Here is a 26148-nt window from a genome sequence, read left to right as displayed (position 1 = left end):
ATTTTTGGTAATTATCACTAATTATTTTGTTAAAATTAACATTTGTCTTGTTTTATTGTCAGTAAATTATGATGTTTACGGAAATTAATTCAAACAAGATATAAATGAAATTAAAAACAAACTTTATTTTAACGCTATTTTTGGCGTTTGTAGTGCAAGTTACTTTTGCGCAAGATAAAAAAATCTCTGGAACTGTTTCAGATAAAACAGGTGTTCTGCCAGGGGTATCGGTGATTTTGAAAAGCACCAATAAAGGAACGGAATCTGATTTTGATGGTAAATATTCGATCTTTGCGAAAACTGGCGATGTATTGGTGTTTAGGTATTTGGGAATGAAGACTTTAGAAATAAAAGTTGGGAGTGGAAGTATTGTTAATGCAGTACTTGAAGAGGATTCACAAAGTTTAGATGAGGTTGTAATTACTGGTATTACTACAACAGACAAACGTTTATTTACTGGTTCTGCTACATCTATAAAAGCTTCTGAAGTGAAGTTAGATGGTGTGCCAGAAATTGGTAGAGCCTTAGAAGGAAGAGCGGCAGGAGTTACTGTGCAAAATGTTTCGGGTACTTTTGGTGCGGCACCAAAAATTAGAATACGTGGTGCAACTTCAATTTATGGTAGTTCAAAACCATTATGGGTTGTAGATGGGGTAATTATGGAAGATGTAATAGAATTAACTTCAGATGATCTTTCTTCTGGAGATGCGACTACTTTAATAAGTTCTGCTATCTCGGGTTTAAACCCTGATGATATTCAGAGTTTTGAAGTTTTAAAAGATGGTTCTGCAACTTCTATTTATGGAGCAAGAGCAATGGCTGGTGTAATTGTTATTACAACTAAAAAAGGTAAAGCAGGTGTAAGTTCTTTTAATTATACAAATGAAACTACCTTTAGAATGAGACCTTCTTATAATAATTTTAACATTATGAATTCTCAAGACCAAATGTCTGTGTACGAAGAAATGCGTTCTGCAGGTTGGTTAAATTATTCAGATATTGGAAATGCATCAGAAAGTGGGGTTTATGGAGAAATGTATAAAGGGTACAATGAGTATAACTCAAGTGGAGCTCCGCTTGTAGAAAATACTCCTGAAGGAAGAGCTGCTTTTCTTAAAAAAGCAGAACTTAGAAATACCAATTGGTTTAAAGAGTTGTTTAATATTAATGCAATGCAAAGTCATTCTATTAGTATGTCTTCTGGTACGGATAGAGCAAATTATTATGGTTCTGTAAGTGCTTTGGTAGATCCGGGTTGGACTAAATCTAGTAGCGTAAATCGTTATACAGCTAATTTTAAATCGATATTTAAAATAACAGATAAGTTAACTTTAACAGCTATCAGTAATGCTTCTTTTAGAAAACAAAGAGCTCCAGGAACTTTGTCTCAAGACACAGATGTGGTAACGGGTGAGGTTAAAAGAGATTTTGATATTAATCCATATTCTTTTGCTTTAAACTCTTCTAGAGCTTTAGATCCAGATAAATTTTACACAAGAAATTATGCAGATTTTAATATCGTAAAAGAGTTAGAAGAAAATTATATTGATATTAATAATACCGATTTAAGATTTCAAGGGCAGTTAAACTATAAAATTAATCCACAAATGGAAATTTCTGTTTTAGGTGCTGTAAAATCTCAAAATACTTCTATAGAGCATAATACTACAGAATTCTCTAACCAAGCAAATGCTTATAGAGCAATGGGTAATGAAGTTGTAAGAGATAGTAATCCTTTCTTATACTCAAATCCGGATGATGAATTTGCTGTACCTGTTAGTGTTTTATCAGAAGGAGGTATATATAGACGTACAGATTACGATTTATTTGGGTATGATTTTAGAGCAATGTATTCTTATAAAAATATATTTAACGAAGACCATACTGTTAACTTTTATGGGGGTGCCGAATTAAATGCTGTTGATAGAAAAAATACAAATTTTACAGGTTGGGGATTACAATACTCTTTAGGAGAGATTCCTTTTTATGATTACAATCTGTTTAAACAAGGTATTGAAGAAAACAATTTGTATTATGGAATGGAAAATACAAGAAAAAGAAATTTAGCTTTTTATGGTAATGCGTTATATTCTTGGAAAAGACGTTATACTATTTTAGGGACATTACGTTATGAAGGTTCTAATAAATTAGGAAAATCTACTAGTGCTAGATGGTTGCCTACTTGGAATGTTTCTGGTGCTTGGAATGCTCATGAAGAAGAGTTTTTTGAAAATTTACGACCAATTATAAATAGTTTCACTTTAAAAGCTTCTTATAGTTTAACAGCAGATAGCGGACCATATTACGTTACAAATTCTATAGCAGAAATTAAGAGTGAAAATCCTTGGAGACCTTCTGCTGGTTCAAAAGAAAGTTCTTTGTATATCAGTTCTTTGGCTAACGGAGAATTAACTTATGAAAAGAAACATGAAATTAATATTGGAGCTGAAGCATCATTTTTAAAAGGTGATCGTTTAAGTGTAGCTGTAGATTGGTATAAGAGAGATAACTTTGATTTGATTGGTAGAGTAAATACCCAAGGTATTGGTGGTGAGTTAACAAAGTATGGAAATGTAGCTTCTATGACTTCAGATGGGCTAGAACTATCTATTTCAGCGGTACCATTTAAAAATGACGATTTTAGCTGGCAAACAAGTTTTATTTATTCAAAAATAACAAACAAGGTAACAGAATTAGAAACAAGACAAAGAGTTATCGATTTAGTTACAGGTAATGGTTTTGCAAGAGAAGGTTACCCAGTTAGATCTATATTTTCAATACCATTCGAAGGTTTAAATGCAGAAGGGTTGCCTACTTTTAAAGACCAAGATGGTAATGTTACTGTAGGAGATATCTATTTTCAAGAAAGAGATAAATTAGATTTCTTAAAATACTCTGGTTCTGCAGACCCAACAGATGTAGGTAGTTTTGGAAATATTTTTAAATATAAAAACTTAAGTTTAAATGTATTTACTACGTTTTCTTTTGGAAACGTTGTAAGGTTAAATCCTGTTTTTAGTTCAGAATATTCAGATCTTGCGTCTTTACCAAAAGAATATCAAGATAGATGGGTTGTGCCAGGAGATGAAAACACAACAAATGTACCTGTAATTGCAACGCAAAGACAAGAGTATAATTATGGTAACACTGTTTTAGCTACAGCGTATAATGCATATAATTATTCTGATGCACGTATTGCAAAAGGAGACTTTATACGTTTAAAACAAGTTTCTTTAGCATATAATTTTCCTAAAGATGTTGTAGAGAGCTTAAATGTAAATAGTTTGTCTCTTAAATTGCAGGCAACAAATTTATTTTTATTGTATTCGGATGATAAACTAAATGGGCAAGATCCTGAGTTTTTTAACTCTGGAGGTGTTGCAAGTCCTTTAGCTAAACAAATAACATTTACATTAAGATTAGGTCTGTAATATAAAAAATATATAAAATGAAAAACAATAAAAAAATATTATTTACAATCTTCTTTTTATCTCTGTTTGCTGTTTCTTGTAACGATTTTTTAGATGAATTACCTGATAATAGAACAGAAGTAGATAATCAGAATAAAATTAGAAAACTGTTAGTTTCTGCATATCCATCAACAGGAGAAGATGTAGTAGCAGAAATGTCTTCAGATAACTTTCAAGATTTAGGGGATACAAACCCAGATTGGGAAAGAGTGCATAAACAAATGGTTTATTGGGAAGATGTTACAGAAACAGATAATGACGGACCAGATTCAGTTTGGGAAGGTTGTTATGGCGCAATTGCTGCAGCTAATCAAGCCTTAGAAGGAATTAATTCTGTTGGTGACGTAGATTTTTCTGCAGAAAGAGGAGAAGCTTTAATAACGAGAGCGTATGCACATTTTATTTTAGTTAATGTTTTTAGTAAGCATTATAATGAGCAAACTAGTGATTCTGATTTAGGAATTCCTTATTTAGAAGCTCCTGAAATAAGCTTAAACCCTCAGTACGAAAGAGGAACAGTAAAAGATGTTTACGAGAAAATTAATAAAGATATAGAAGAAGCATTGCCATTAATTAGAGATGATATTTACGATGTTCCTAAATACCATTTTACATCTAAAGCAGCTTATGCTTTTGCAGCAAGGTTTAATTTATATTATCAAAATTGGGAAAAGGCAAGAACCTATGCTTCTGTGGTGTTAACACAAAACCCATTAAGCGTCTTAAGAGATTGGGCTGCTCAGGGGTTAGTAAATAGAGATCAAGATCCATTAACAAATGCTTACATAAATGATAATAGTAGTCTTTTAAATGTAACGTCTGCCTCTAATGCTGGTTTAATATTTGGGCCATACAGGGTAGTTACACGTTTTAATCATACGCGTAATATTGCAGATACAGAAACCATGTATGCTCCTTTGCCTTTTGGTAATGTAAGTTCTGCTAATTATAACTACCGTCCATCAAATTATTCAGCAAGTAATTTTGATAAAGTAGTATACTTTAAAATGCCTTATTTATTTGAGTATACCGATGCAGTAGCTAAAATTGGTTTTAGAAGAACGGTATATGTACCGTTTACAACAGATGAAACTTTATTGGTAAGAGCAGAGGCAAATGTAATGTTAAAACAATATGGAGATGCTATAAATGATTTAAATACATGGACAAGGAATTTTTTCAGAAATAGCGAAACTACAGTGGCAGATGTAAATACTTTTTATGATGGCTTAGCATACTCGTCAGAGGATGTTCCGAATCAAAAGAAAACCTTAGCGCCTAAATTTACTATAGAAGCAGGTACACAAGAAAATATGATTCATTACACACTTCAGTGTAGAAGAATTTTAACTATTCATGAAGGGTTAAGATGGTTTGATATTAAAAGATATGGAATTACTGTACCTCGTTATAAAAGTGATTTGGTTGGAAACATTAGTGTAGTAGATGTATTAAAAGCAGATGATGCTCGTAAAGCTATTCAATTACCTAAAGATGTTATTTCTGCAGGATTAACACCAAACCCTAGATAAACTAATTAAAAGAATTATGAGAAAAATAATATATATATTCATAGCAGCAATGTGTTCTACGGCTATTTTTACTAGTTGTGAAGAAACAGATTTGCCGTCGCCAGATAAAAGTGTAATTAAAGTAGAGAATGGTATTGAAAACCAATTTGATGTTTTTTTAAGAAAAGAGTTTGTATCTCAGTATAATGTAGAATTGCTATATAAATTACCAGATATTGAATCGGATTTAAATTACTATGTAGTGCCATCAGATTATGAGAAATCTATAAAGATGGCCAATTTAATAAATTACTACTTTTTTGAACCTTTTAAAGAAGTAGGTTCGTTAGAGTTTATTAAAAAAACAACACCTAAAATGTTTGTTTTGGTGGGGTCTGGAGCATATAATAACAATGGTACAGTACTTTTGGGTACTGCAGAAGGTGGTTTAAAAGTTGTTTTATATGATATAAATAACATAGATGTAACAGATATAGAGCGTTTAAATGATCGTTATTTTAGAACTGTCTATCATGAGTTTGGGCATATTTTACATCAAAATAAACCATATACAAGAGATTTTGAAAAAATTACAGGTACTACTTATGTTCAAGATGAATGGAATACAATTTGGGATGCAGGAGAATCTTTAGAGGCAGGGTATATTAGTGATTATGCTAGTAATCAACCAAATGATGATTTTGTAGAATTGATAGCGCATTACTTAACTAAATCATCTACAGAATGGTCAGATATCATTACAGCTGCAGGCGATGAAGGTGGTCCAATAATTACACAAAAATTGACAATTGTAAAAAATTATCTAAAAGAAAGTTGGAATATTGATATGGATGATTTACGAGATAATATTCTAGTAAGACAGCAAAACTTAAATAACTTAGATTTAGATAACATAAATTAATTTAATATGAAAAAATATATAATAAAGTCTTTTCTACTTATCTTCATTAGCATTCTAATTACTTCATGTGAAGATAATGAAACAAGAGTATTTGATACATCTCCCTCTGAAAGAATAGATGCATCAATTGATCAATATTCAACCTTACTAAACTCATCAGAGAATGGTTGGGTGTTAGAATATTATCCAGAATCTAACCAGCAATTTGGGGGGTTTAATTATGTTGTTAAATTTGAAGAGAATGAAGTGTCAACTGTTTTTTATGAAGGAGCAGATGATATCACAGAATCAAAATCCTCTACGTATGATATAATTGCTTATGGTGGTGCTGTTTTAACTTTTAATACATATAATGAATATATGCATGAGTTTGCAAACCCTAGTGGTTCTTTATATCAAGCGAAACAAGGAGATTATGAATTTGCTTTTCAATCAAACGAAAATGATGAAATTACTCTTAGGGGAATAAAATCTGGAAATACAATGAGAATGTTAAGACTTACAGAATCTCCAGAAGAGTATTTAACAAAAGTAAATGATGTTGAATACACTATTTCACTTGCTTCTGGTATTGCTGTTAATGGAGAGGATTACTCTGTAAATTTAGCGAACCGTCATATTGCTTTTTCAATAGAAGGAGAGGAAGATATTAATATGGCATATATTTTTACTACTACTGGTATTAAATTGTATGAACCTATTACTTTTGATGGTAATGAGGTAAAGGGATTTACTTTAGATAAAACTCTAAACCAATTAATATCTCTTGATGGAACCATTGTTATTGATTTAATTGTAGCTCCTTTTAATGTAAATCAAGATTGGAGTATTGATACAACTGATTTTTCTGCTATTTCTGTAGGCTTTTTTAATAAATATGTAGAAGTATATAATGCTAACATTGCACTTGGAGAAACTTTGCAAAGATCTATTTCAATTGGAACTATTAGTAGCGGTAGCGGTATCGGATTTTATTCATTAGCACCACCTACACAGATATGGACTGCAGAATATAATTTAGCTTTTTCTCCTATTATGGGTGAATCAGATCAGTTAGCTATATCTCCTGTGGGTGAAGGTTTAAATTGGTCTTATTATAGACACCTTAACCCATTGCTTATTTATATTCTTAATAATGCGCCATATATAGCAGAGCCAAATACACCAACAAATCCAACCGAAGTTAAATTAACTAGTACTGTTGATGCAAATGCTTGGTTTGTAATTAAATTATAATCTAAATAATACATAAATTATAAGTGAAAAAATCTAAGATTTTAATCTTAGATTTTTTTTCGCTTAATACTTTTGTTTTTTTTACTTTTAATTACTTGGAATTGATTAATTATCATATATTTGCATCCGCATTTTTGAAAGTAAATTAATAAAAATATAGTAAAAATAGAGACATGACGAAAGCAGATATCGTATCGAAAATATCAGATAAATCAGGAATCGAAAAGACAGATGTATTAGCAACTGTAGAGGCATTCATGACTGAAGTGAAAGATGCATTAGAAAATGGTGATAACGTTTATTTGAGAGGTTTTGGTAGTTTTATTATCAAAACAAGAGCAGAAAAAACTGGTAGAAATATTTCTAAGAATACTACAATTAAGATTCCAGCGCACAATATTCCAGCCTTTAAACCGGCAAAAACTTTTACAGAAGGAGTAAAAAGTAAAGTAGTAGTTAAGTAAAAACACACAATATTAATCTAAATCTTAACGGATTTAAAAACAAATCGAAATTATGCCAAGCGGTAAAAAAAGAAAGAGAGCAAAGATCTCTACACACAAAAGAAAGAAAAGAGCTAGAGCAAATAGACACAAGAAAAAGTAAGCATCCGCTTACTTTTTCGTTTATTGTATAGCGAAAAAACAAAAAGTTCATTGACATAAGAGATTAAACAATCTCACACGGTATTACAAAATACCTGACAATATTAATCCCATCTGCACAATTATGTGTGGAGTTAAAACCATTTCAGCATGAAAACAGAATTAATAATTCGTTCAAATTCATCTGATATTGATTTTGCCTTATTAAGAGATGGAAAACTTATTGAATTAAATAATGAAACTAGTGATAACAAATTCTCGGTTGGCGATATTTTTTTAGCCAAAATAGGAAAAGTTTTAACTGGTTTAAATGCAGCCTTTGTAAATGTAGGATACCCAAAAGATGGGTTTTTACATTATCATGATTTAGGTGCGCAAGTAAACTCATTAAATTCGTTCATTAAGAAAGTAAGCACAGGTAAGTATAAAGAATTCACTTTAAAGAACTTCCAAAAGGAAGAAGACATTAACAAAGACGGTAGTATTAACCAAGTACTAAAAACAGGGCAAAACCTATTAGTACAAATAGTAAAAGAACCAATTTCTACAAAAGGCCCAAGATTAAGTTCAGAGTTGTCTATAGCAGGTAGATTTTTGGTTTTAGTTCCTTTTTCTAACCGAGTTTCTGTTTCTCAAAAAATAGCAGACCCAAAAGAAAAAGAACGTTTAAAAAGATTAGCAAAAAGCATTAAGCCAAAAGGGTTTGGTGTTATTTTAAGAACTGTTGCCGAAGGCAAAAAAGTAGCAGAACTAGATAAAGATTTGCAAAACTCATTAGAACGTTGGGTAAGAATGTGTAAAAGTATACCAAATACAAACACACCAACAAAGATTTTAAGCGAGTTAAACAGAGCATCTTCTATTTTAAGAGATGTAATGAATGATTCCTTTACTAGTATTGTAACAAATGATGAAACTTTGAAAGAAGAAATAAAAGAGTATTTACAAGAAATATATCCTGAAAAGGAAAAAATTGTAAAATTACACAAATCTGATACTCCTATTTTTGAAAAATACGGAATAGAAAGACAAATAAAAACATCTTTTGGAAAAACAGTTTCTATGAGTAAAGGTGCCTATTTAGTGATAGAGCACACAGAAGCATTACACGTTATTGATGTTAATAGCGGAAACCGTTCTAATAAAGCTGGTTCTCAAGAAGATACTGCATTAGAAGTAAATCTAATTTCAGCTACAGAAATAGCTCGCCAATTACAATTACGTGATATGGGAGGAATTATAGTTGTAGATTTTATAGATATGCACAAAGCAGAAAACAGAAATAAACTGTTTCAGCACTTGAAAGATCAAATGGCTTTAGATAGAACAAAGCACAAAATATTACCTCCAAGTAAATTTGGATTGGTACAAATTACAAGACAAAGGGTAAGACCAGAGTTAAGTATAAAAACTACCGAAGCCAACCCAAATAAAAATGGAGAAGTAGAAGCACCTATTGTTTTGTTAGACAAAATAGAAGCAGATTTAGAGAAATTTATGTCAAACTCTAAAGAAGGAAAAGTACAATTAAATGTACACCCTTTTATTGCAGCTTATCTAACAAAAGGCGTGAATTCTATACGTTTTAAATGGTATTTAAAACACAAAAAGTGGATTACAATTATACCTCGTGACGCTTACACATACTTAAACTATAAATTTAAATCTATATAGAGATAAATTAATAATTTAAAGGCAATAATTTTTTATCAAAAAACCCCGAAACGTCTATGTTTCGGGGTTTTGTGTTTTATAAAGTTTTCTTAATTCTTTTGGGCGTTACCACAAGGGTCAGGCTTTCGCACTCGCTTTTTTTATTCAGAAAAAGAATAAAAAAGAGCTCAAACATTGAGCCTGTCTTGAGCGTAGTCGAAAGGCTCTATCCTTAACGCGTATAGAGAACTAGAAAAGGAAGTTATTTTAGAGTAACATAGACACCTCAAAGGTTTTTAAAACCTTTGAGGTCTTTAAAATTAACCACCCAACTTGTCATTTCGAAAGTATTGAGAAATCCCATAACAGTGATACCACACCACCACCCAAACTTTATGAGATTTCTCTCAAAAGTTCGAAAAGACAAACAGAGCGCAAAAAAAAACACAACCGTGTCATTTCAAAGTTAGGAGAAATCCCATAAAGAAGCTAACACAAAACTGAGTAACTTCATGAGATTTCTGCTAAGTTTATATTGAGCATAGTCGAAATAACAAACTGAATGCTAAGAATAACAATGTAATTCTGAATACTATTTAGCTTCTCTAATCAAATACAGATAAACAGGATAATGGTCAGAATAACCACCCGTGTAACCACCGTTAGAAAAACTTCTAAAAGGATATCCTTTATATTTCCCTTTTTTAGTAGTTAAAAAGCGCTTGTTAAAAATCATTGCTTTGTACATTTTATACGTAGAAAAATCTTTTTCTCCCTTGTCTAAAAGAGGAGAGGTAAAGAAAATCATATCAAATAAATTTATTTTATCTCTGTATTTTAACGTATTAAATCCTCTTCGAAACATATCTTCATAAGGATTGTATAAATCTCCTTCGTGTACATCTTTTTTTCTACTCTTAGTTTTTAAAACATTTTTAAAACTAGAATTATTAGGGTCATCATTAAAATCTCCCATAATTAATATTTTAGCCTTGGCGTCTTGCTTTCTAACCTGCTCTATTATTTTAGTGTTCTGGTAGGCTGCTTTTTCTCTATTAGGCCTGCTCGCAGCTTCACCACCCCTTCTAGAGGGCCAATGGTTTACAATAACGTGTATTAATTCATCATCTAAATAACCAGAAACTAATAATTGATCTCTAGTGTAAACAGGATAGTTATCTTTAAATATTTTTGGATTAAATGCTTCATGATGAATGGGATTAAAATATTTTTTCTGATACAATAACGCAACGTCTATCCCTCTTTTGTCCGGAGAATCATAATGTATAATGCCATAATCATTTTTAACCAAATGTTTAGAATGTATTAAATCTTCTAAAACACTTAGGTTTTCAACTTCAGAAACACCAATAATAGCAGGACTTGTCTTCGTTTTATCCGCTCCTATTTGAGCAATTGTACTACTTAGTTTTTCAATTTTATCCCAATAAACCTTAGATCTATTCGTTTTTAATTCCATCATTGGGCTCGCTTCATCATTCTTATTTACATCGTTAATTGTATCAAACAAGTTTTCTAAGTTGTAAAAAGCAATGGTTCTAATGTTATATTTTTTTCCATTTTTTTGAGAATTACATGCTGTAATTGTTAGCGAAAAAATAAAAATAAAAAATAATTTCTTATTCATTTTAGTGTTTTTATTGTTCTACAAAAGTAAGAAACTAAAGCAATTTTATGTGTTAAGATAGCTTGAAATTCAATGATTTAATTTTTTTTGACTAACTTTAAGAGCAAAGAAAAAGGAAATTTAAAGTACAATTTACTAATTATGAAAAAAATTGTTATGGCAACTTGCTTGCTATTGGCCTCGTTTTCGGTGGTTAATGGGCAGAGTATAGTGAAGGGAATCGTTTTAGATAACGATTCTAAAAAACCGATTAAAGATGTTTTAGTTAAAATTAAAAACACGTCTAAAAATCAATTTACAGACTTAAATGGTAATTTTATAATCAGGAATTTCCAAAATGGAAAAGTCATTTTAGAATTAAAATTGGTTGGATACGAAACCCAAAATATTCCAATTGAAACCTCCGGTAAAACTTTAAATTTAGGCAGTATCTTTTTATTTAAAGAAGTTATAGAAAATCAAGATTTAAGCTTAATTACACTTACGGATGATGAGTTAAATGATGACGCTAGTTCTGCAGATAATATTTCTGGACTACTACAATCATCAAAGGATATTTTTCTTAGAACTGCCGCTTATGAATTTAGTTCGTCTTTTTTTAAGATAAAAGGATTGGATTCGGGTAACGGAAAAGTGTTAATTAACGGCATAGAAATGAATAAGGTCTATGACGGTAGAGCACAGTGGGGAAATTGGGGAGGATTAAATGATGTGTTAAGAAATCAGGAATTTAGAAATGGTTTAACACCTTCAGACGTTACTTTTGGAGGTCTTTTGGGTTCTACAAATATGAATACGAGAGCATCCGAACAAAGACCAGGAATAAAGATAGCTTATTCTTCTTCCAACAGAAGTTATCAACATAGAATGATGGCTACTTATTCTAGCGGAATGTTAAAAAATAACTGGGCATTTACTTTTTCTGGAAGTAGAAGAATAGGTAATGAAGGTTTTAATGACGCAACTTCTTACAATGCATATTCCTTTTTTACCTCCATAGAAAAAAAGTTAAGCGATAAAAGTAGCATTAATTTTACAGGAATTTATACACCAAATAGAAGAGGTAAATCATCACCTAACACACAAGAAGTATTCGATTTAAAAGGAATAAAGTACAATGATTATTGGGGTTTTTTAAATGGCAAAAAGAAAAATTCTAGAATTAAAGAAGTTAGTGAGCCCATTTTAATGTTGAATCATTATTGGAATCTTTCTAAAAAGACCGCTATAAACACAAGTATTGCCTATCAATTTGGGAAAATTGGTAATAGTAGAATAGATTATAATGGAGGGTCGAATCCGAGTGCCGCTTATTATCAAAATTTACCGAGTTATTTTTTAAGATATGATGATTTTGAAGGTGCTTATGATGCAGGAAATAATTTTAAAAACGACGGACAAATAAATTGGAATCGGATTTTTGATGCCAATAATACCAATAAAAATTCAGGTTTAGAAAATGCCTATGTTTTGTATGAAGATAGAAATGATGACAAACAATTAACCATAAATAGCATCTTAAATACTGAGATAAATGAAAATATTTCTATCAACGGAAAAATAGAATATAAACAATTGCGTTCTCATAATTTTGCATCTGTTATTGATTTGTTAGGAGGAGAAGGTTATTTAGATATTGATCCTTTTGGGGCAAATGAAGAAGAGAAACAAAACGATCTCTTAAACCCGAATAGAATAGTGAAAGAAGGAGATGAGTTTAAATATAATTTCAATCTAAATTCTACTATAATAGCAGCTTTTACTCAAGCTCAATTTAGGTATAACAAAACAGATTTTTATGCTGCTTTAAATGTTTCTAATACAACACATCAGCGAGAAGGTTTATATAAAAATGGAAGTTTTTCTGAAAGTTCTTTAGGAAAATCAGAAGCACAGAAATTTATGAACTATGGTTTTAAAACGGGTGTGACTTATAAGTTTACAGGAAGGCATTTGGTAGATCTAAATGTTGCATATATATCGGCTGCACCAACAATTAGAAACACCTTTTCTAACTCAAGAGAAAATAACAATGTTGTTTTAGATTTACAAAGCGAAAAAATACTGTCTACAGATATTAGTTATGTTTTTAGAAGCCCAATTATTACCTCTAAAGTAACCGCATATTACACATCTGTAAAAGATGCAACGGAGATTTCTTTTTATTTTGCTGATGGTGTTGGTGGAGATAATACGGCATTTGTGCAAGAAATACTACATGGAATTAACAAAAAGCATTTGGGCTTAGAATTGGGGTTAGAAGCCCAAGTTACATCAACCATAAATTTAAAAGGAGCCGCTGCTATTGGTCAGTTTACGTATGATAATAACCCGAATTTATATTTAACCACAGAAGCAGATACGGAATCTTTGGTTGCTGGTTTTGTAAATGGATTTAAAGATTTTGGGAAAACAAATCTCAAAAATTACAAATTAGCTGCAGGACCACAAAAGGCATATTCCTTGGGTTTCGAATATAGAGATCCGGATTATTGGTTAATTGGAGCTACACTAAATTTTTTCAGTAATACATTTATTGATGTTTCTCCTTTAAATAGGTCTCAAAATTTTTACACAGATGATGATGGTTTGCCCTTTTTAGAATATGATAATGAGATTTCAAAAGGACTTTTAGAGCAAGAGAAATTCGCTAATTATTCGGTTGTAAACTTAATTGGCGGAAAATCTTTTATCATTAAAAAGTATTACATCAGTGTTTTTGCAACGGTAAATAATTTATTAAATAAAATCTATAAATCTGGCGGATTTGAACAAGGAAGAAATGCCAATTACAGACAATTATTAGAAGATAAATCTTTAGATAAACCTGTTTTTGGCAATAAATATTGGTATGGTAGAGGCGCAACTTATTTTATGAATGTAAGTGTGTCGTTTTAAGAAAAAGAAAAAAAAGAAAGATGAAAAAGAATAGAATAATCACAATAGTTTTGGCGCTTATAGCAAGTATCTCTTTTGTAACTTGTGTAGACGATGCAGATTTTACAGTACCAGAAAGTTTAGGAAATGAAGAAAATGAAGCTGTTAATAAAATTATAGACAGTATTTCTTCTGGCGCTCTTCAATTAAAAACGATAAAACAGCTTAAAGAGCTCTATATAATTGGAGATGATCCATTAGAAATTGTCTCTGATATTGTGGTAAAAGGATATGTTATTTCTTCGGATAAAAATGGGAATTTCTATAAGGAGTTTTATATGCAAGACGAATCAGAAAACCCAACAGCAGGCATAAAAGTTGCTTTAAATTTAAGTAATAGTTACAATAAATTTAATATTGGTAGAGAAATTTATATTCGTTTAAAAGGTTTATATGTTGGTGAAACCAATTCTGGAGATGGAAATATTACCATTGGCGGAAAAATAAGTGCGACAGATCTTACAGAGATTGAAAACGTAACTACAAATCAAATTCCGAATCATATTTATAGAACAGAAACTACAGAAGAAATTGTGCCAAAAGTAATTGATTTTGCAGGTATAAACGAAACAGATATAGGAACCTTTGTAGCTTTAGAAAACGTGTTTTTCGATGCTAAACTAGCTGGTAAATCCTATGTAGATCCCATAGAAGATTTTGATACGCAACGTAAAATTCAAACTTGTTTAGGGTTGGGGTATGATGAATTATTAGTAGAAACGAGTTCGTTTTCTCGTTTTTCAAACGAAACTTTACCAGAAAATGCAGGTACAATAAAAGCCATTGTTTCTAAAGATTATGGAGGTGATTTAATTGTACTGGTTTTAAATGATACCAATGATGTTACTATGATTGATGAAAGGTGCACACCGTTACCTGCGGAAGAATATTCGACAATTTTATTATCAGAAAATTTTGATAATGAATCTGGAGATATTGATGTTTTTAATTGGATAAACTATAGAGAAGTAGGGACGAAGTCATGGAGATCTTATACGGATACTTATTCGCAAAGTAAAGCGGCAAGAATGGGGTCTAGTAGTTCTGGAGATGAAAGTACGGTTACTTGGTTAATTACCTCGGGGATTGACTTAGATATAACATCACAAGAATTTTTGTCTTTTGAAACTTCTAATAGTTTTGGAAATGGTAGCGAATTACAAGCTTTAATTTCTACCAATTTTGATGGAAATGAAAATAATATCAATGCTGCAAATTGGAGTATTTTACCCGCAAAAATAGTTTCTAATGGAGAGAATTATAAGAGTTGGATTCATTCTACTTATATCGAATTGTCAAATTATTCAGGAACTGCTTTTATCGCTTTTAAATATATAGGTAATGGGAATGTGAATTTTGATGGAACTTATGAGTTAGATAATATTGTTATTAATGCTAAACCATAACAAGTAATAAGTTGTTAAAAAGGAAGTATTTTTTGTTAATCGGGTATTTTTCCTCTTTAAGTAATTTGTTTAAATGTATATTTTTGTAAAAAAAAAGGCTATGAATAATGAAGGATTAGAAAAATCAGCTATAAGTAAATGTAGTTTTACTTTAAATGCAGAATTGAGCGAACTTTCTGTAAATGGAGTTGTTAGATTTCAAAATAATGGCAATAATAATATTCAATCTTATTGGAACAATAAAAAACTAACAATCCCTGTTTATGGAGTCTATAAAGTTTCTTGGGGTTTTCATCAGAATTCAATAAGTACTTTTTATAGAAACTCTAAAACAGAATTAGGATTGGTAATAAACAATAGAATTTATGCGGATAAAGCAAAAATAACTAAAGAATCTGCCAATATTCAAACTGTAAAATCATCTCATAAAACACTTACTTTATTGTTAAGAGAAAACGAAACAATAGCATTAAGTGCAGAAATTTTTAATGCTAATAGTTTAAACATGACAGATGTTTATCTAAAGGTAGATAAGCTAAATGTGGCTTAAAATAATTTAATTATAAAACCATAAAAAAAGAATTATCTGTTTACAATAAAAACGTTTCAATTTAGGATGAAGCGTTTTCTTTATTTTTACAAAATGAAAAAAATAGAACACATTGGCATTGCCGTAAAAGATTTAGAAAAGTCAAATGATTTGTTTGCTTCACTTTTTGGCAAGCCGCATTATAAAACAGAAGAAGTAGTTTCCGAAGGTGTAAAAACATCCTTTTTTAATTCCGGTCCAAATAAAATAGAATTATTAGAAGCCACAAACCCAGAAAGTCCTATTGCCAAATTTATAGAAAAAAAAGGAGAAGGTATTCATCATATTGCCTTAGCTGTTTTAGATATAAAAGCAGAGATAAAAAGGCTTGAAAAAGAGGGGTTTATCATTTTAAATAAAGATCCAAAAAAGGGAGCTGATAATAAATTAGTCGCTTTTTTACACCCAAAATCTACGAATGGAGTCCTTATAGAATTATGTCAAGAAATAGATTAGTTAAAATACTGCTAACAGTTACGGAAACTGCATTCTAATTATTATCTTGCCAACTCTTAAAACCATTTTAAAATATGTCATCTAGCTTTGATTCTTATCAAAAACGACGACTGCTATCTTCTTACTTTTCAGTAGTAGTAAGTATAGCTTTAGTGCTTTTTATGGTCGGTATTTTGGGGTTGGTTTTGTTAAAATCTACCTTTGTTGCTAATAAAGTAAAAGAAAAAGTTGCAATAACGTTGTTCTTAAAAGACAATGTTTCTACTAAAAATAGGAATAATTTTAAAGAATCTTTACTGAAAGAGCCGTTTACTAGAACTATTATTTATACAAGTAAAGAAAAAGCAGCCAAAACTTATAGTAAAGAAATTGGTGAAGATTTTCTGAAGTTCTTAGGAGAGAATCCTTTAAAAAATGGAATAGATATTTATTTAAAAGCAGATTTTGTAACTCCAGAAAAAATGCAAGAGTTAGAACAACGTTTCCTTAAAAATGCCTATGTATCCGATGTTTCTTATGATAAATCTTTAATTAATTTATTAACTAAAAACATTAAACGAATTAGCTTTTGGCTATTAGTTATCTGTGGTTTCTTTGGTTTAATAGCTATGATTTTAATTAATAGTTCTATTAGATTATCTATATATTCTAAACGATTTAATATTAAAACGATGCAAATGGTTGGAGCCACCAAAGGTTTTATTAGAAAACCTTTTATTTTGCAAAGTATTAAATTGGGTATTTTAGGAGCCCTTGTTGCGCTTGTAGGTTTAGGTATTGTTATTTATTATGTAGATCAAATGGCACCTAGTTTACACTTAATTAAAGATTATGTTACCCTAGGTTATTTAGTTGGAGGCGTTTTAATTTCGGCCTTTTTAATTACTTGGATTAGCACTTTTTTTGCAACACAACGTTTTTTAAACTTACAAACAGACGAACTTTATTATTAATACAATGAAAAACGAAAACACAGAACAACCAACTTTTCTATTTGGTAAAAAGAACTATACAATCATGATTGTTGGTATTATCGTTATTGCTTTAGGTTTTATATTTATGGCAGGAGGAGGAAGTGATAATCCTGAAGTTTTTAATGAAGAAATCTACAATTGGCAACGTATTCGTTTAGCGCCAACATTAGTAATTATAGGTTTAGGAATTGAAATTTATGCTATTTTAGCAAATCCCAAAAAATAAAAATGAATTTAATAGAAACAATCATTTTAGCTGTTATTGAAGGAATAACAGAATATTTACCTGTGTCATCTACTGGACACATGATTATTGCATCGTCTTTTATGAAAATTGCTACAGACGATTTTACCAAACTTTTTACAATTGTAATTCAATTAGGAGCCATTTTATCTGTAGTTGTTTTATACTGGAAAAGATTCTTTCAGAGTATCGATTTTTACTTTAAATTATTAGTAGCATTTATTCCTGCCGTAGTTTTAGGTTTATTATTAAATGACGTTATTGATAGTTTACTTGAAAGCCCTGTAACCGTGGCAGTTTCATTAATAATAGGTGGTTTTATTCTATTAAAAGTAGATGATTGGTTTAAATCTAATGAAGTCTACGATGCAGAAAACCCAACAGCACATACAGAGATAAGCTACATGACTGCTTTAAAAATTGGTTTCTTTCAATGTTTAGCAATGATTCCTGGAACTTCTAGAAGTGGTGCAAGTATTGTGGGTGGTATGACGCAAAAAATCAATAGAAAAGCTGCTGCAGAATTTTCGTTTTTTTTAGCAGTACCAACAATGTTAGGAGCTACTGCCTATAAAATGTATAAATATTATAAAGCAGGTTTTGAGTTGTCTACAGACCAAGTTAATTATTTAATTATTGGTAATGTTATTGCTTTTGTAGTAGCGTTAATTGCTATTAAATCTTTTATAGATTATTTAAGTAAAAAAGGGTTTAAAATATTTGGGTACTATAGAATAGTATTAGGGATTTCTCTGTTAATTATTCACTTTTTCATTTATAGATTAACTATATAATTTTTGTTGATGACAGAAGAAGACTATAAAAACGGTCAAGTTTTATTAATAGATAAACCTTTAAACTGGACTTCATTTCAAGTAGTAAATAAACTTCGTTGGGAAATAAGACAACGTTTTAATATTAAAAAGATTAAAGTTGGTCATGCGGGTACTTTAGACCCTCTTGCTACTGGTTTGTTAATTATTTGTACCGGTAAGCAAACTAAAGAAATACATGTCTATCAAGGGCAAGAAAAAGAATATACAGGTACATTTACAATTGGGGCAACTACACCTAGTTATGATTTAGAAACAGAGGTTGATAAAACATATCCTACAGAACATATTACAGAAGAATTATTACGTGAAACTACCAAACAATTTTTTGGTGATATTCAACAAAAACCACCTATTTTCTCTGCAATAAAAAAAGATGGTAAACGCTTGTACGAGTTAGCAAGAAAAGGTGAAACTACAGAAATTCTGTCTAGAACTGTAAGTATTACAGAATTTGAAATCACAAAAATAAATTTACCTGAAGTAGAATTTAGAGTGGTTTGTAGTAAAGGAACATATATTCGTTCTTTAGCATACGACTTTGGGTTAGCTTTAAACTCAGGTGCACATTTATCAGCATTAAGAAGAACTAAAATTGGTGATTTTACTGTAGAAAATGGAGTCTCTGTAGAAGGTTTTATTGAAAATTTAAAAGAAAATTCTATAGAATCTTAACAAAAAAATATTTATTTAAGCATAAAAAAACCCAAGCTACTGCTTGGGTTTTTGTTTTATAAAGAAAAGTAAAAATTTATTTTTTAGCTAATAAATCTCTAATTTCTCCTAATAAATCTTCTTGACTTGGTCCTTTTGGAGCTTCTGGAACAACTTCTTCTTTTTTCTTCATTTTGTTGTATTGTCTAATCATCATAAACATTACAAAACCAACAATAATTAAATTGATAATAGAATCAATCCAAGCACCATAAGTAATTGCATTTTCTGGACTAGTAACTTTTCCTGCTGCATCTAATACAGCTTCAGTTAAAACATATTTTTGATCAGCAAAACTAACACCTCCTGTAAATAAACCTACAACTGGCATCACAATATTACTCACAAATCCTTTTACAACTAGGCCAATTGCACCTGCCATAATTACTGCTACTGCAAATTCAATTACATTACCACCGGTAATAAACTTTTTAAATTCTTTTAACATCTTATTTTAATTTTAATTAAATATTAGATTGCAAAAGTAATAAAAATAACTATCACTTTAACACTTTATTAACACGTTGAGAGATTGCTGTTAATGTTTCGTACGGAATGGTCTCAGAAACATCAGCAATATGCTGTATCATAGCTTGATTATTAAAGATAATTACTTCATCACCTTCTCTACAATCAATTTTTGTAATATCTACCATAATCATATCCATACAAACATTACCAATTATATATGCTTTTTGATTATTAATAAGTACATATCCTTTCTTATTACCTAATCTTCTAGATAAACCATCTGCATGACCAATGGGTATTGTTGCGGTTTTACTTTTTTTAGTAGCTGTATATGCTCTATTGTAACCCACTGTTTCTCCGGGTTCTATAATATGAATTTGAGAAATAATAGATTTTAAATTATGTGTATTTTTAAGTTGAGCTGTTTCTTTTTCTTCATTACCAAAACCGTATAATCCTATACCAATTCTAACCATATTAAATTGTGCTTTTGGATAGTTTATTACTCCGGAAGTATTTAAAATGTGTAGCATAGGTTCATAACCTAAATGTTTGTAGAATTGCTGAGCAATATAAGCGAAGTTATTTATTTGATTGATCGTAAAATCTTGTTCTTCTAAATCTTCACTTGCTGCTAAATGAGAAAGCAAAGAAGCTACTTTTACGTGGGTTGTTTCTTTTAAACTAGCTATTATATTAGGAATATCGGTATGCCAAAACCCTAATCTATTTAGGCCTGTATTAAATTTTAGATGTACAGGGTAATTCATTAACGGAATTTCATCTGCCAGTTGCAAAAAGGCGTTAAAAATTCTAAAATTATACAAACAAGGTTCCAGCCTATATTCTACAACAGAGGCAATGTTTTGAATATGAGGATGAAGCACTAAAATGGGTGCTTCTACACCAGCTTCTCGTAAAGCTATCCCTTCTATAGCATATGCTACAGCAAAATAATCTACCTTGTCTTCTAAAAATTTAGCAATTTGTACGGCATCACTACCATAACCAAAAGCTTTAACAACTGCCAAAACTTTTGTTTCTGGTTGTAATTTTCCTTTAAAATAATTTAGGTTATGCAACAATGCATCACCATCAATTTCTAAAACTGTAACATGGTTATTCATTTATTCTGAAGTTGAATCAGAATCTTTTTGGGTTAAGATTCTTTGTTTTTGTATTGCTTTGTAATATGCAGCTCTACTTAAAGGCTCATATTCTTGAGTTTCCCCTAACATTACCAAATCATCATTTTTCGCTTTTCTAAAACTGTAATGCGCCAAGTTTCCGGTGTGTGTGCAAACGGCATGTACTTTTGTAACGTATTCTGCAGTTGCCATTAAAGCAGGCATTGGCCCAAAAGGATTTCCTTTAAAATCCATATCTAAACCGGCAACAATTACCCGAACACCTCGGTTTGCTAGATCGTTACAAACGGCAACAATTTCATCGTCAAAAAACTGAGCTTCATCAATACCAACAACATCAACATCAGTAGCTAATAGGCGAATGTTAGATGCAATAGGCACAGGTGTAGAGCGAATTCTATTATCGTTATGAGAAACCACTTCTTCTTCATCGTAACGAGTATCAACCGCAGGTTTAAAGATCTCTACACGTTGTTTTGCAAATTGAGCACGTTTTAATCTTCTAATTAATTCTTCTGTTTTACCAGAAAACATAGAGCCGCAAACTACTTCAATCCAACCAAATTGTTCTGAATGATTTACTGTATTTTCGAGAAACATTTTGTAATTTTAGGCATTAGAATGTTAAATTTGATGTTACTTTGAATTTCAACAAATTTAGGAATATTTACGAGTAAAAAATAACTTCAAGAAACAACTTATGCACAAAAAATTAGAAGCTGATTTAATCAGTTTAGCACACAGTATTTTACAATTAAAAAATAAAGAAGATGTGTTTGCTTTAAAAGAAAAATCGAAAGAAATTTATGAAAAATTATCATTATTGGCTTTTGTAGAAGAATATGTAAATACAACTCCAGGTTTAGAAGAAACAAAAGAAGAATTAATTATTAAGGTAGAAAAAGGATTAGAGTTAAAAGAAGAACAAAAAGTTGTTTCTGTTGATATTAAAGAGGTTAGCGAAGTTGCGTCTGTTGAGGAAGAAATCGTAGAGCTTTACGAAATCGAAGAAGAGGAAGAGATTGCTTCTGTTGATGATGAGGAGATTGAAGAATTTGAATCAGTTAATGACTCTATTGAAGAAGAAATAGTAGAACTTTATGAAATTGAAGAAGTTGTATTGGAGGAAGCAGTAGAGGTAAAGAAAGAAGAGGAGAAAGTAGCCGTTGTAGTAGAAGAAATTATAGAACAACCTTTTGCGGAGTTAGAAGAAATTATGTTTGCGGAACCTAAATCTGTAGAAATAAAGGAAGAGGTTAAAGTAACAGAAAATAAAGTATTGTCTTTAGAAGAAGAGTTAGAAGACACTATTTCTGTGGATGAAATGGCTACTTTATTTGATATTCCTGTTACTGCACCAAAATCTTTAAACGATAGGTTAAATACAAACATTCAGATTGGTTTAAATGATAGAATTGCGTTTGTTAAGAATTTGTTTGAAGGCAGTCAAGAAGATTTTAACAGAGTAGTTTCTCAATTAAATACCTACGGAACAGAAAAAGAAGCTAAAAAGTTTCTTAATAAGATGGTAAAACCAGATTACGATTGGTCTAAACAAGAAGAATTAGAAGCTCGTTTTATAGAAATTGTAGAGCGTAAATTTGCTTAAAGAATACTGTTTACTTTATTGATTATTTGCTCGGTAGTAATACTGTCTGCACAATTAATATATTCTTGCGGGTACTTATTACCATAAATAGAAGTTGGCACTAAAGGATATTCTTTAGTGTCAGCTAATAAAGCATTTTCTTTTGGTTGATTAAAAGGTGCAAACCCAGCAAACGGATGCGTAACTCCCCAAATAGTAATTACTTTTACGCCATACATTGCTGCTAAATGAGCGTTTCCAGAATCCATAGACAACATACAGTCTAGGTTAGAAATGGTATCTAATTCTTCTGTAAAACTTAGTTTTCCTGCGGCTAAATAAATATTTTGGTTTGTTTTAAGCGTTTCTAATTGTGCAACATCACTTTTACCACCAAATAATAATAGGGTATAATTTTTAGAAAGTTGTGCTACAACAATTTTCATCTTTTCTAAAGAATACATTTTGCTTTTATGAGCAGCAAAAGGGGCAATTCCTATTGTTTTACGCTCGCTATTAATAACGTTTTTAAAAATATTAGGGATTGGTTTTTTTTCTGGAAAAACAGGATTTGATAAATCAATAGTAAAACCTAATTTTCTAAAAACATCTGCATAACGTTCACTAGAGGTTTTTAATTGCTTAAAGTTTTCTTTAGAAATTAACTCTTTTTTCTCTTTTCTTCCTTTATGAATCTGAATACATTTTTTATTGAAGAACAACAGTTTTAAAACATTACTTCTTAAAACATTATGTATATCTGCAATTGCAGTAAAATTAAAAGGTTTTAATTCTTTGTATAGTCTAAATAATCCTAAAAAACCTTTGTGCTTTCCTTTTTTATCAACCGGATAAACAGTAACGTTTTTAAAGTCTTTAAATATAGGAGTAAAAAATTTCTGAGTTAAAATAGTAACGTTAACCTCTTTATTTTGTTTAAATAAAGCATTTAAAACAGGTACTAAAATAGCTACGTCTCCCATTGCTGAAAGACGTATTATTAAAATATTATTTTTAGAATTAGACAAGAGTGGTGTTATTTAGAGGCTCTTAAAACAGGGTTTAATTCAGCGTCATTATACATTTTCATTTGTTTGTACACTTTCATATATTTTTTACCGTTTTCAATATCTTCTAGTAAATCATCAATAGCAGTAGATAAATCTGTACGTTGTTCTAAAAGAATAGCTAATTTTTTAGAGCAACTAGCTTTGTGTGCTTCAGAAGCGTCTTCTCTAACTGTTTCTAAATGCATGTGATAAATTTTTAAAGCTAAAATTGACAATCTATCAATTGCCCAAGCCGGACTTTCAGAATTTATTTTTGCGTCTTTAGAAACGTTGATGTCTTTATATTTATCTAAAAAATAACTATCAATAAATTCAACATTATCAGTTCTAACTTGGTTAGAAGCATCAATTTTTCTTTTTAAAACAAGTGCATCTTCTGCATTTATATTTGGGTCTCTAATAATATCTTCATAAGCCCATTGTGTAGCATCTACCCAACATTTTTCAAACAAAAGAAAATCGATTAAATCACTTTTTTTATCAAAAGGATTTATGCAAACTTGCTCTACTTCTGTGTTTTTTTTATAAGTTTTTATACAATTATCAAAAATCTCGTTGGCTTTTTTAGAAAACATATACTTTAAATTTTAGAATGCAAAATTACAAAATTAATGTTAGGTTTTAGGTGATATAATTTCTTAAAATAAAACGTGTATTGTAACATATGTAGTTCGTAGTCGTCTTCAATTTAAAACCCACTAACATGAAACATTTAGCAACCATTTTATTCGCATTTTTTATAACTTCTATTTCTGCACAAGATGCAGCATTCGAAAATTTCTATAGCGTAAATAAAGAGAAATCTACTTTTTCTATCAATTTATCAGCTTCTTTGGCGGGTTCATTTTTAGATAATGAAGACGATGATGATTTAATGAATATTATTAGAAAATCGAGCGATTTTAAATTAATGATTTTCAATAATGAAGATAGCAATCTTTCAAAAGACTTTAGAAAATTCAGCAGAAAAAACAACCTAAAAACATTGGCAAGAGTAAAAGAAAACGGAAGTAAAGCCGAATTGTTTTTTATAGAAGAAGGGAAATATATTAGAGAAATAATTATTAGAGCAAACAGTGATTCAGATAAAATGGTGCTTTTTGGGGTAAAAACTAAAATTACACACGATGAACTAGCAGCTATGATTTCTTCTTCGGATGTAAAGTATTCTTCAAATTAAAATTTTTAAATTGATTAAAAAATGTCTATATTTACTAAATATGGACATTTTTATTTTTATATCAAATGAATATTAGTTTTACAAAAAAGCAAGAAGAATATATTTCGGAACAAGTGGAGACTGGCGAATATCAAAATAACAGCGAGGTTATTAGAGATGCTTTGAGATTACATAGTATTTATAGAGATAAAGTTATTAAAGATTTAAGAAATGAAATAGAAAAAGGTTGGTCTGGGGAACCAAGTAAAAGGTCTGTTTCAGATATAATTAACTTTAAGAAAAAAAGATAAAGCGGTATTGGTCTAATGAAATTACTTCACTACAACTTATCCCAAGAAGCAGATTTTGACATAGAAAAAATATTTGATTATACAGAAAAAGAATATGGTTTTAACCAAGCTGTAAGTTATCTAACAGATTTAGAAGCTGTTTTTAATAATTTAGTAATTCACCCAGAAATTGGGCGTCAAAGAAATGAAATAAAACAAGATTTGTTCTCAATTACAGAGCAACAACACATTATTTTTTACAGGCTATTAAATAACCATATAAGGATTGTTAGAGTTTTACATGGTAGTAAAGATATTCCTAGAAACTTTAAATAATTTCGATATTTTCACAAAAATATAAAAAGAGAAGGTTTAACCAATCTTCTCTTTTAAAGCTTCAATTACTTTCTTACTATTTCCAATAAAAATTTCTTCATCAACTATAAAAACCGGACGTTTTAAAAATGTGTATTCATCCAAAAGAAACTGTCTATAATCCGCCTCAGACAAAGTTTGGTTTTTCAAGTCCATAGATTTATACAACTTTGCACGCTTATTAAAAAGTGCTTCGTAACTACCAGAAAGTGCATACATTTCTTCTAATTGAGCTGCAGTTATATTGTTTGTTTTAATTTCTTGTCGTTCAAAACCATCGGTATTTACCTCTTTTAAAATTCTTCGGCAAGTATCACAAGTTTGTAAAAAATAGACTTTCTTCATTTTTATAGATTATATTTACATCATCAAAATTACACAAAAAAATGAACATACAATTCGATCTTTTAAGAACATCTCGCACACTAGTTTTAAAAGAATTAGAGGGCTTAACTTTAGAGCAAATCCATACAATTCCTGCAGGTTTTAAAAATAATATTGCTTGGAATGTTGCGCATTTAGTGGTTACACAACAGCTTTTAAACTACAAATTAGCAGGGTTAAACTGTTTGTGTCCAGATGAGTTAATCGAAGATTTTAAAAAAGGAACAGTACCAACAAAAACTTTTACAGAAGAGGAGTTTGAAGAAGTTAAAGAGTTGCTTTTAGGTTTACCAGACACTTTGCAAGAAGATTACGAAGCAGGTATTTTTGAAAATTTTGCAGAATATCCAACCAGTACCGGTTTTGTGCTTAATTCTATAGAAGCAGCCATTTCTTTCAACAATTTTCACGAAGGAATTCACTATGGAATTATAAGATCTATCAAGAAATTTTTATAGGTTTATT

General features: G+C 30.2%; 26 protein-coding genes. 19 read left to right on the top strand and 7 right to left on the bottom strand.

Going from position 1 to position 26148, the window contains the following annotated elements:
- Positions 1-104: 104 nt before the first annotated feature.
- The 6 genes from MPF19_RS00240 (at position 105) to MPF19_RS00215 (ending at position 9418) form a co-directional block, all read left to right on the top strand.
- Positions 105-3431, top strand: coding sequence for a SusC/RagA family TonB-linked outer membrane protein (locus MPF19_RS00240; protein ID WP_249986321.1), 3327 nt, complete (start codon positions 105-107; stop codon positions 3429-3431).
- A 17-nt stretch (positions 3432-3448) separates the two neighbouring features.
- Positions 3449-5002, top strand: coding sequence for a RagB/SusD family nutrient uptake outer membrane protein (locus MPF19_RS00235; protein ID WP_249986320.1), 1554 nt, complete (start codon positions 3449-3451; stop codon positions 5000-5002).
- Between the two features lie 16 nt (positions 5003-5018).
- Complete coding sequence (locus MPF19_RS00230; RefSeq protein ID WP_249986319.1) at positions 5019-5903, top strand: zinc-binding metallopeptidase; 885 nt, start codon at positions 5019-5021, stop codon at positions 5901-5903.
- A gap of 6 nt (positions 5904-5909) precedes the next feature.
- A complete protein-coding gene (locus MPF19_RS00225; RefSeq protein WP_249986318.1) occupies positions 5910-7139 on the top strand; it encodes a DUF4302 domain-containing protein in 1230 nt (409 codons plus the stop codon).
- 173 nt (positions 7140-7312) lie between these two features.
- A complete protein-coding gene (locus MPF19_RS00220; protein WP_036824254.1) occupies positions 7313-7603 on the top strand; it encodes an HU family DNA-binding protein in 291 nt (96 codons plus the stop codon).
- A gap of 291 nt (positions 7604-7894) precedes the next feature.
- A complete protein-coding gene (locus tag MPF19_RS00215) occupies positions 7895-9418 on the top strand; it encodes an Rne/Rng family ribonuclease (RefSeq protein ID WP_203393253.1) in 1524 nt (507 codons plus the stop codon).
- Between the two features lie 571 nt (positions 9419-9989).
- On the opposite strand, the gene MPF19_RS00210 is transcribed toward MPF19_RS00215, so the two are convergent.
- A complete protein-coding gene (locus tag MPF19_RS00210) occupies positions 9990-11045 on the bottom strand; it encodes an endonuclease/exonuclease/phosphatase family protein (protein WP_249986317.1) in 1056 nt (351 codons plus the stop codon).
- A 141-nt stretch (positions 11046-11186) separates the two neighbouring features.
- On the opposite strand from MPF19_RS00210, the gene MPF19_RS00205 reads away from it, so the two are divergent.
- The 8 genes from MPF19_RS00205 to truB all read left to right on the top strand — a co-directional run bounded on the left by MPF19_RS00205 (position 11187) and on the right by truB (position 19159).
- Complete coding sequence (locus tag MPF19_RS00205) at positions 11187-13943, top strand: carboxypeptidase-like regulatory domain-containing protein (protein ID WP_249986316.1); 2757 nt, start codon at positions 11187-11189, stop codon at positions 13941-13943.
- A 20-nt stretch (positions 13944-13963) separates the two neighbouring features.
- On the top strand, positions 13964-15388 hold the full coding sequence (locus tag MPF19_RS00200; protein ID WP_249986315.1) for a DUF5689 domain-containing protein: 1425 nt from the start codon (positions 13964-13966) through the stop codon (positions 15386-15388).
- 100 nt (positions 15389-15488) lie between these two features.
- On the top strand, positions 15489-15938 hold the full coding sequence (locus MPF19_RS00195) for a hypothetical protein (protein ID WP_203393249.1): 450 nt from the start codon (positions 15489-15491) through the stop codon (positions 15936-15938).
- A 93-nt stretch (positions 15939-16031) separates the two neighbouring features.
- Positions 16032-16433: a methylmalonyl-CoA epimerase gene (gene mce, locus MPF19_RS00190; RefSeq protein WP_249986314.1), complete on the top strand. Its 402-nt coding sequence runs from the start codon at positions 16032-16034 to the stop codon at positions 16431-16433.
- A 74-nt stretch (positions 16434-16507) separates the two neighbouring features.
- Positions 16508-17386 carry a cell division protein FtsX gene (locus MPF19_RS00185; protein WP_249986313.1) on the top strand — a complete coding sequence of 293 codons (879 nt, stop codon included), beginning with the start codon at positions 16508-16510 and terminating at the stop codon, positions 17384-17386.
- Positions 17387-17390: 4 nt separating this feature from the next.
- Positions 17391-17633, top strand: coding sequence for a DUF3098 domain-containing protein (locus MPF19_RS00180; protein ID WP_249986312.1), 243 nt, complete (start codon positions 17391-17393; stop codon positions 17631-17633).
- A gap of 2 nt (positions 17634-17635) precedes the next feature.
- Positions 17636-18445: an undecaprenyl-diphosphate phosphatase gene (locus MPF19_RS00175; protein WP_249986311.1), complete on the top strand. Its 810-nt coding sequence runs from the start codon at positions 17636-17638 to the stop codon at positions 18443-18445.
- Between the two features lie 9 nt (positions 18446-18454).
- Entirely contained in the window at positions 18455-19159 is a 705-nt protein-coding gene (truB, locus tag MPF19_RS00170) for a tRNA pseudouridine(55) synthase TruB (protein ID WP_249986310.1), read from the top strand.
- A 76-nt stretch (positions 19160-19235) separates the two neighbouring features.
- Here truB and mscL read toward each other — a convergent pair whose 3' ends face one another.
- Genes mscL through MPF19_RS00155 form a run of 3 tightly spaced genes read right to left on the bottom strand, consistent with a single transcriptional unit; the run spans position 19236 to position 21417 of the window.
- Positions 19236-19646: a large conductance mechanosensitive channel protein MscL gene (gene mscL, locus MPF19_RS00165; protein ID WP_249986309.1), complete on the bottom strand. Its 411-nt coding sequence runs from the start codon at positions 19644-19646 to the stop codon at positions 19236-19238.
- A gap of 52 nt (positions 19647-19698) precedes the next feature.
- Positions 19699-20796, bottom strand: coding sequence for an alanine racemase (gene alr / locus MPF19_RS00160; RefSeq protein WP_249986308.1), 1098 nt, complete (start codon positions 20794-20796; stop codon positions 19699-19701).
- Positions 20797-21417, bottom strand: a complete 621-nt coding sequence (locus MPF19_RS00155; protein ID WP_203393241.1) for a thymidine kinase — start codon at positions 21415-21417, stop codon at positions 20797-20799.
- 100 nt (positions 21418-21517) lie between these two features.
- On the opposite strand from MPF19_RS00155, the gene MPF19_RS00150 reads away from it, so the two are divergent.
- A complete protein-coding gene (locus MPF19_RS00150) occupies positions 21518-22426 on the top strand; it encodes a DUF8457 domain-containing protein (RefSeq protein ID WP_249986307.1) in 909 nt (302 codons plus the stop codon).
- Here the strand turns inward: MPF19_RS00150 and MPF19_RS00145 are convergent.
- Together MPF19_RS00145 and MPF19_RS00140 are read right to left on the bottom strand one after the other, a co-directional pair.
- Positions 22423-23433, bottom strand: coding sequence for a glycosyltransferase family 9 protein (locus tag MPF19_RS00145; RefSeq protein ID WP_349666049.1), 1011 nt, complete (start codon positions 23431-23433; stop codon positions 22423-22425). The two genes, MPF19_RS00150 and MPF19_RS00145, sit on opposite strands and share 4 nt — an antisense overlap.
- An 8-nt stretch (positions 23434-23441) precedes the next feature.
- Positions 23442-24050 carry a DUF4254 domain-containing protein gene (locus MPF19_RS00140; protein WP_203393239.1) on the bottom strand — a complete coding sequence of 203 codons (609 nt, stop codon included), beginning with the start codon at positions 24048-24050 and terminating at the stop codon, positions 23442-23444.
- A gap of 128 nt (positions 24051-24178) precedes the next feature.
- Here MPF19_RS00140 and MPF19_RS00135 point away from each other — a divergent pair, with 128 nt between their 5' ends.
- From MPF19_RS00135 to MPF19_RS00125, 3 genes are all read left to right on the top strand, one after another.
- Positions 24179-24655 (top strand): DUF4252 domain-containing protein, encoded by a 477-nt coding sequence (locus MPF19_RS00135; protein ID WP_249986306.1) that lies wholly within the window; start codon positions 24179-24181, stop codon positions 24653-24655.
- A gap of 65 nt (positions 24656-24720) precedes the next feature.
- Positions 24721-24945, top strand: a complete 225-nt coding sequence (locus tag MPF19_RS00130; protein ID WP_249986305.1) for a type II toxin-antitoxin system ParD family antitoxin — start codon at positions 24721-24723, stop codon at positions 24943-24945.
- Between the two features lie 15 nt (positions 24946-24960).
- Positions 24961-25260 (top strand): type II toxin-antitoxin system RelE/ParE family toxin, encoded by a 300-nt coding sequence (locus tag MPF19_RS00125; protein ID WP_249986304.1) that lies wholly within the window; start codon positions 24961-24963, stop codon positions 25258-25260.
- A gap of 36 nt (positions 25261-25296) precedes the next feature.
- Here MPF19_RS00125 and MPF19_RS00120 read toward each other — a convergent pair whose 3' ends face one another.
- The gene (locus tag MPF19_RS00120) at positions 25297-25644 is read right to left on the bottom strand and encodes an arsenate reductase family protein (RefSeq protein WP_249986303.1); all 348 of its coding nucleotides are present in this window, start codon (positions 25642-25644) and stop codon (positions 25297-25299) included.
- A 41-nt stretch (positions 25645-25685) separates the two neighbouring features.
- On the opposite strand from MPF19_RS00120, the gene MPF19_RS00115 reads away from it, so the two are divergent.
- On the top strand, positions 25686-26141 hold the full coding sequence (locus MPF19_RS00115; protein ID WP_203393234.1) for a DinB family protein: 456 nt from the start codon (positions 25686-25688) through the stop codon (positions 26139-26141).
- The last annotated feature ends 7 nt before the right edge of the window (positions 26142-26148 follow it).

It is taken from the genome of Polaribacter sp. Z014 (assembly GCF_023555435.1).
Taxonomy (GTDB): domain Bacteria; phylum Bacteroidota; class Bacteroidia; order Flavobacteriales; family Flavobacteriaceae; genus Polaribacter.
The sequence above is the reverse complement of the archived record's forward strand: the minus strand, read 5'-3'. Positions and strand labels throughout refer to the sequence as shown.

Excerpts from the sequence above, each read along its gene's own strand:
- MPF19_RS00175 (WP_249986311.1), top strand. The coding sequence starts at position 17,636 with ATGAATTTAATAGAAACAATCATTTTAGCTGTTATTGAAGGAATAACA.
- MPF19_RS00115 (WP_203393234.1), top strand. The coding sequence starts at position 25,686 with ATGAACATACAATTCGATCTTTTAAGAACATCTCGCACACTAGTTTTA.
- MPF19_RS00125 (WP_249986304.1), top strand. The coding sequence starts at position 24,961 with ATGAAATTACTTCACTACAACTTATCCCAAGAAGCAGATTTTGACATA.
- MPF19_RS00235 (WP_249986320.1), top strand. The coding sequence starts at position 3,449 with ATGAAAAACAATAAAAAAATATTATTTACAATCTTCTTTTTATCTCTG.
- MPF19_RS00200 (WP_249986315.1), top strand. The coding sequence starts at position 13,964 with ATGAAAAAGAATAGAATAATCACAATAGTTTTGGCGCTTATAGCAAGT.
- MPF19_RS00240 (WP_249986321.1), top strand. The coding sequence starts at position 105 with ATGAAATTAAAAACAAACTTTATTTTAACGCTATTTTTGGCGTTTGTA.
- MPF19_RS00150 (WP_249986307.1), top strand. The coding sequence starts at position 21,518 with ATGCACAAAAAATTAGAAGCTGATTTAATCAGTTTAGCACACAGTATT.
- MPF19_RS00210 (WP_249986317.1), bottom strand. The coding sequence starts at position 11,045 with ATGAATAAGAAATTATTTTTTATTTTTATTTTTTCGCTAACAATTACA.
- truB (WP_249986310.1), top strand. The coding sequence starts at position 18,455 with ATGACAGAAGAAGACTATAAAAACGGTCAAGTTTTATTAATAGATAAA.
- MPF19_RS00220 (WP_036824254.1), top strand. The coding sequence starts at position 7,313 with ATGACGAAAGCAGATATCGTATCGAAAATATCAGATAAATCAGGAATC.
- MPF19_RS00185 (WP_249986313.1), top strand. The coding sequence starts at position 16,508 with ATGTCATCTAGCTTTGATTCTTATCAAAAACGACGACTGCTATCTTCT.
- MPF19_RS00225 (WP_249986318.1), top strand. The coding sequence starts at position 5,910 with ATGAAAAAATATATAATAAAGTCTTTTCTACTTATCTTCATTAGCATT.
- alr (WP_249986308.1), bottom strand. The coding sequence starts at position 20,796 with ATGAATAACCATGTTACAGTTTTAGAAATTGATGGTGATGCATTGTTG.
- MPF19_RS00155 (WP_203393241.1), bottom strand. The coding sequence starts at position 21,417 with ATGTTTCTCGAAAATACAGTAAATCATTCAGAACAATTTGGTTGGATT.
- MPF19_RS00130 (WP_249986305.1), top strand. The coding sequence starts at position 24,721 with ATGAATATTAGTTTTACAAAAAAGCAAGAAGAATATATTTCGGAACAA.
- mscL (WP_249986309.1), bottom strand. The coding sequence starts at position 19,646 with ATGTTAAAAGAATTTAAAAAGTTTATTACCGGTGGTAATGTAATTGAA.
- mce (WP_249986314.1), top strand. The coding sequence starts at position 16,032 with ATGAAAAAAATAGAACACATTGGCATTGCCGTAAAAGATTTAGAAAAG.
- MPF19_RS00205 (WP_249986316.1), top strand. The coding sequence starts at position 11,187 with ATGAAAAAAATTGTTATGGCAACTTGCTTGCTATTGGCCTCGTTTTCG.
- MPF19_RS00120 (WP_249986303.1), bottom strand. The coding sequence starts at position 25,644 with ATGAAGAAAGTCTATTTTTTACAAACTTGTGATACTTGCCGAAGAATT.
- MPF19_RS00135 (WP_249986306.1), top strand. The coding sequence starts at position 24,179 with ATGAAACATTTAGCAACCATTTTATTCGCATTTTTTATAACTTCTATT.
- MPF19_RS00215 (WP_203393253.1), top strand. The coding sequence starts at position 7,895 with ATGAAAACAGAATTAATAATTCGTTCAAATTCATCTGATATTGATTTT.
- MPF19_RS00180 (WP_249986312.1), top strand. The coding sequence starts at position 17,391 with ATGAAAAACGAAAACACAGAACAACCAACTTTTCTATTTGGTAAAAAG.
- MPF19_RS00140 (WP_203393239.1), bottom strand. The coding sequence starts at position 24,050 with ATGTTTTCTAAAAAAGCCAACGAGATTTTTGATAATTGTATAAAAACT.
- MPF19_RS00230 (WP_249986319.1), top strand. The coding sequence starts at position 5,019 with ATGAGAAAAATAATATATATATTCATAGCAGCAATGTGTTCTACGGCT.
- MPF19_RS00195 (WP_203393249.1), top strand. The coding sequence starts at position 15,489 with ATGAATAATGAAGGATTAGAAAAATCAGCTATAAGTAAATGTAGTTTT.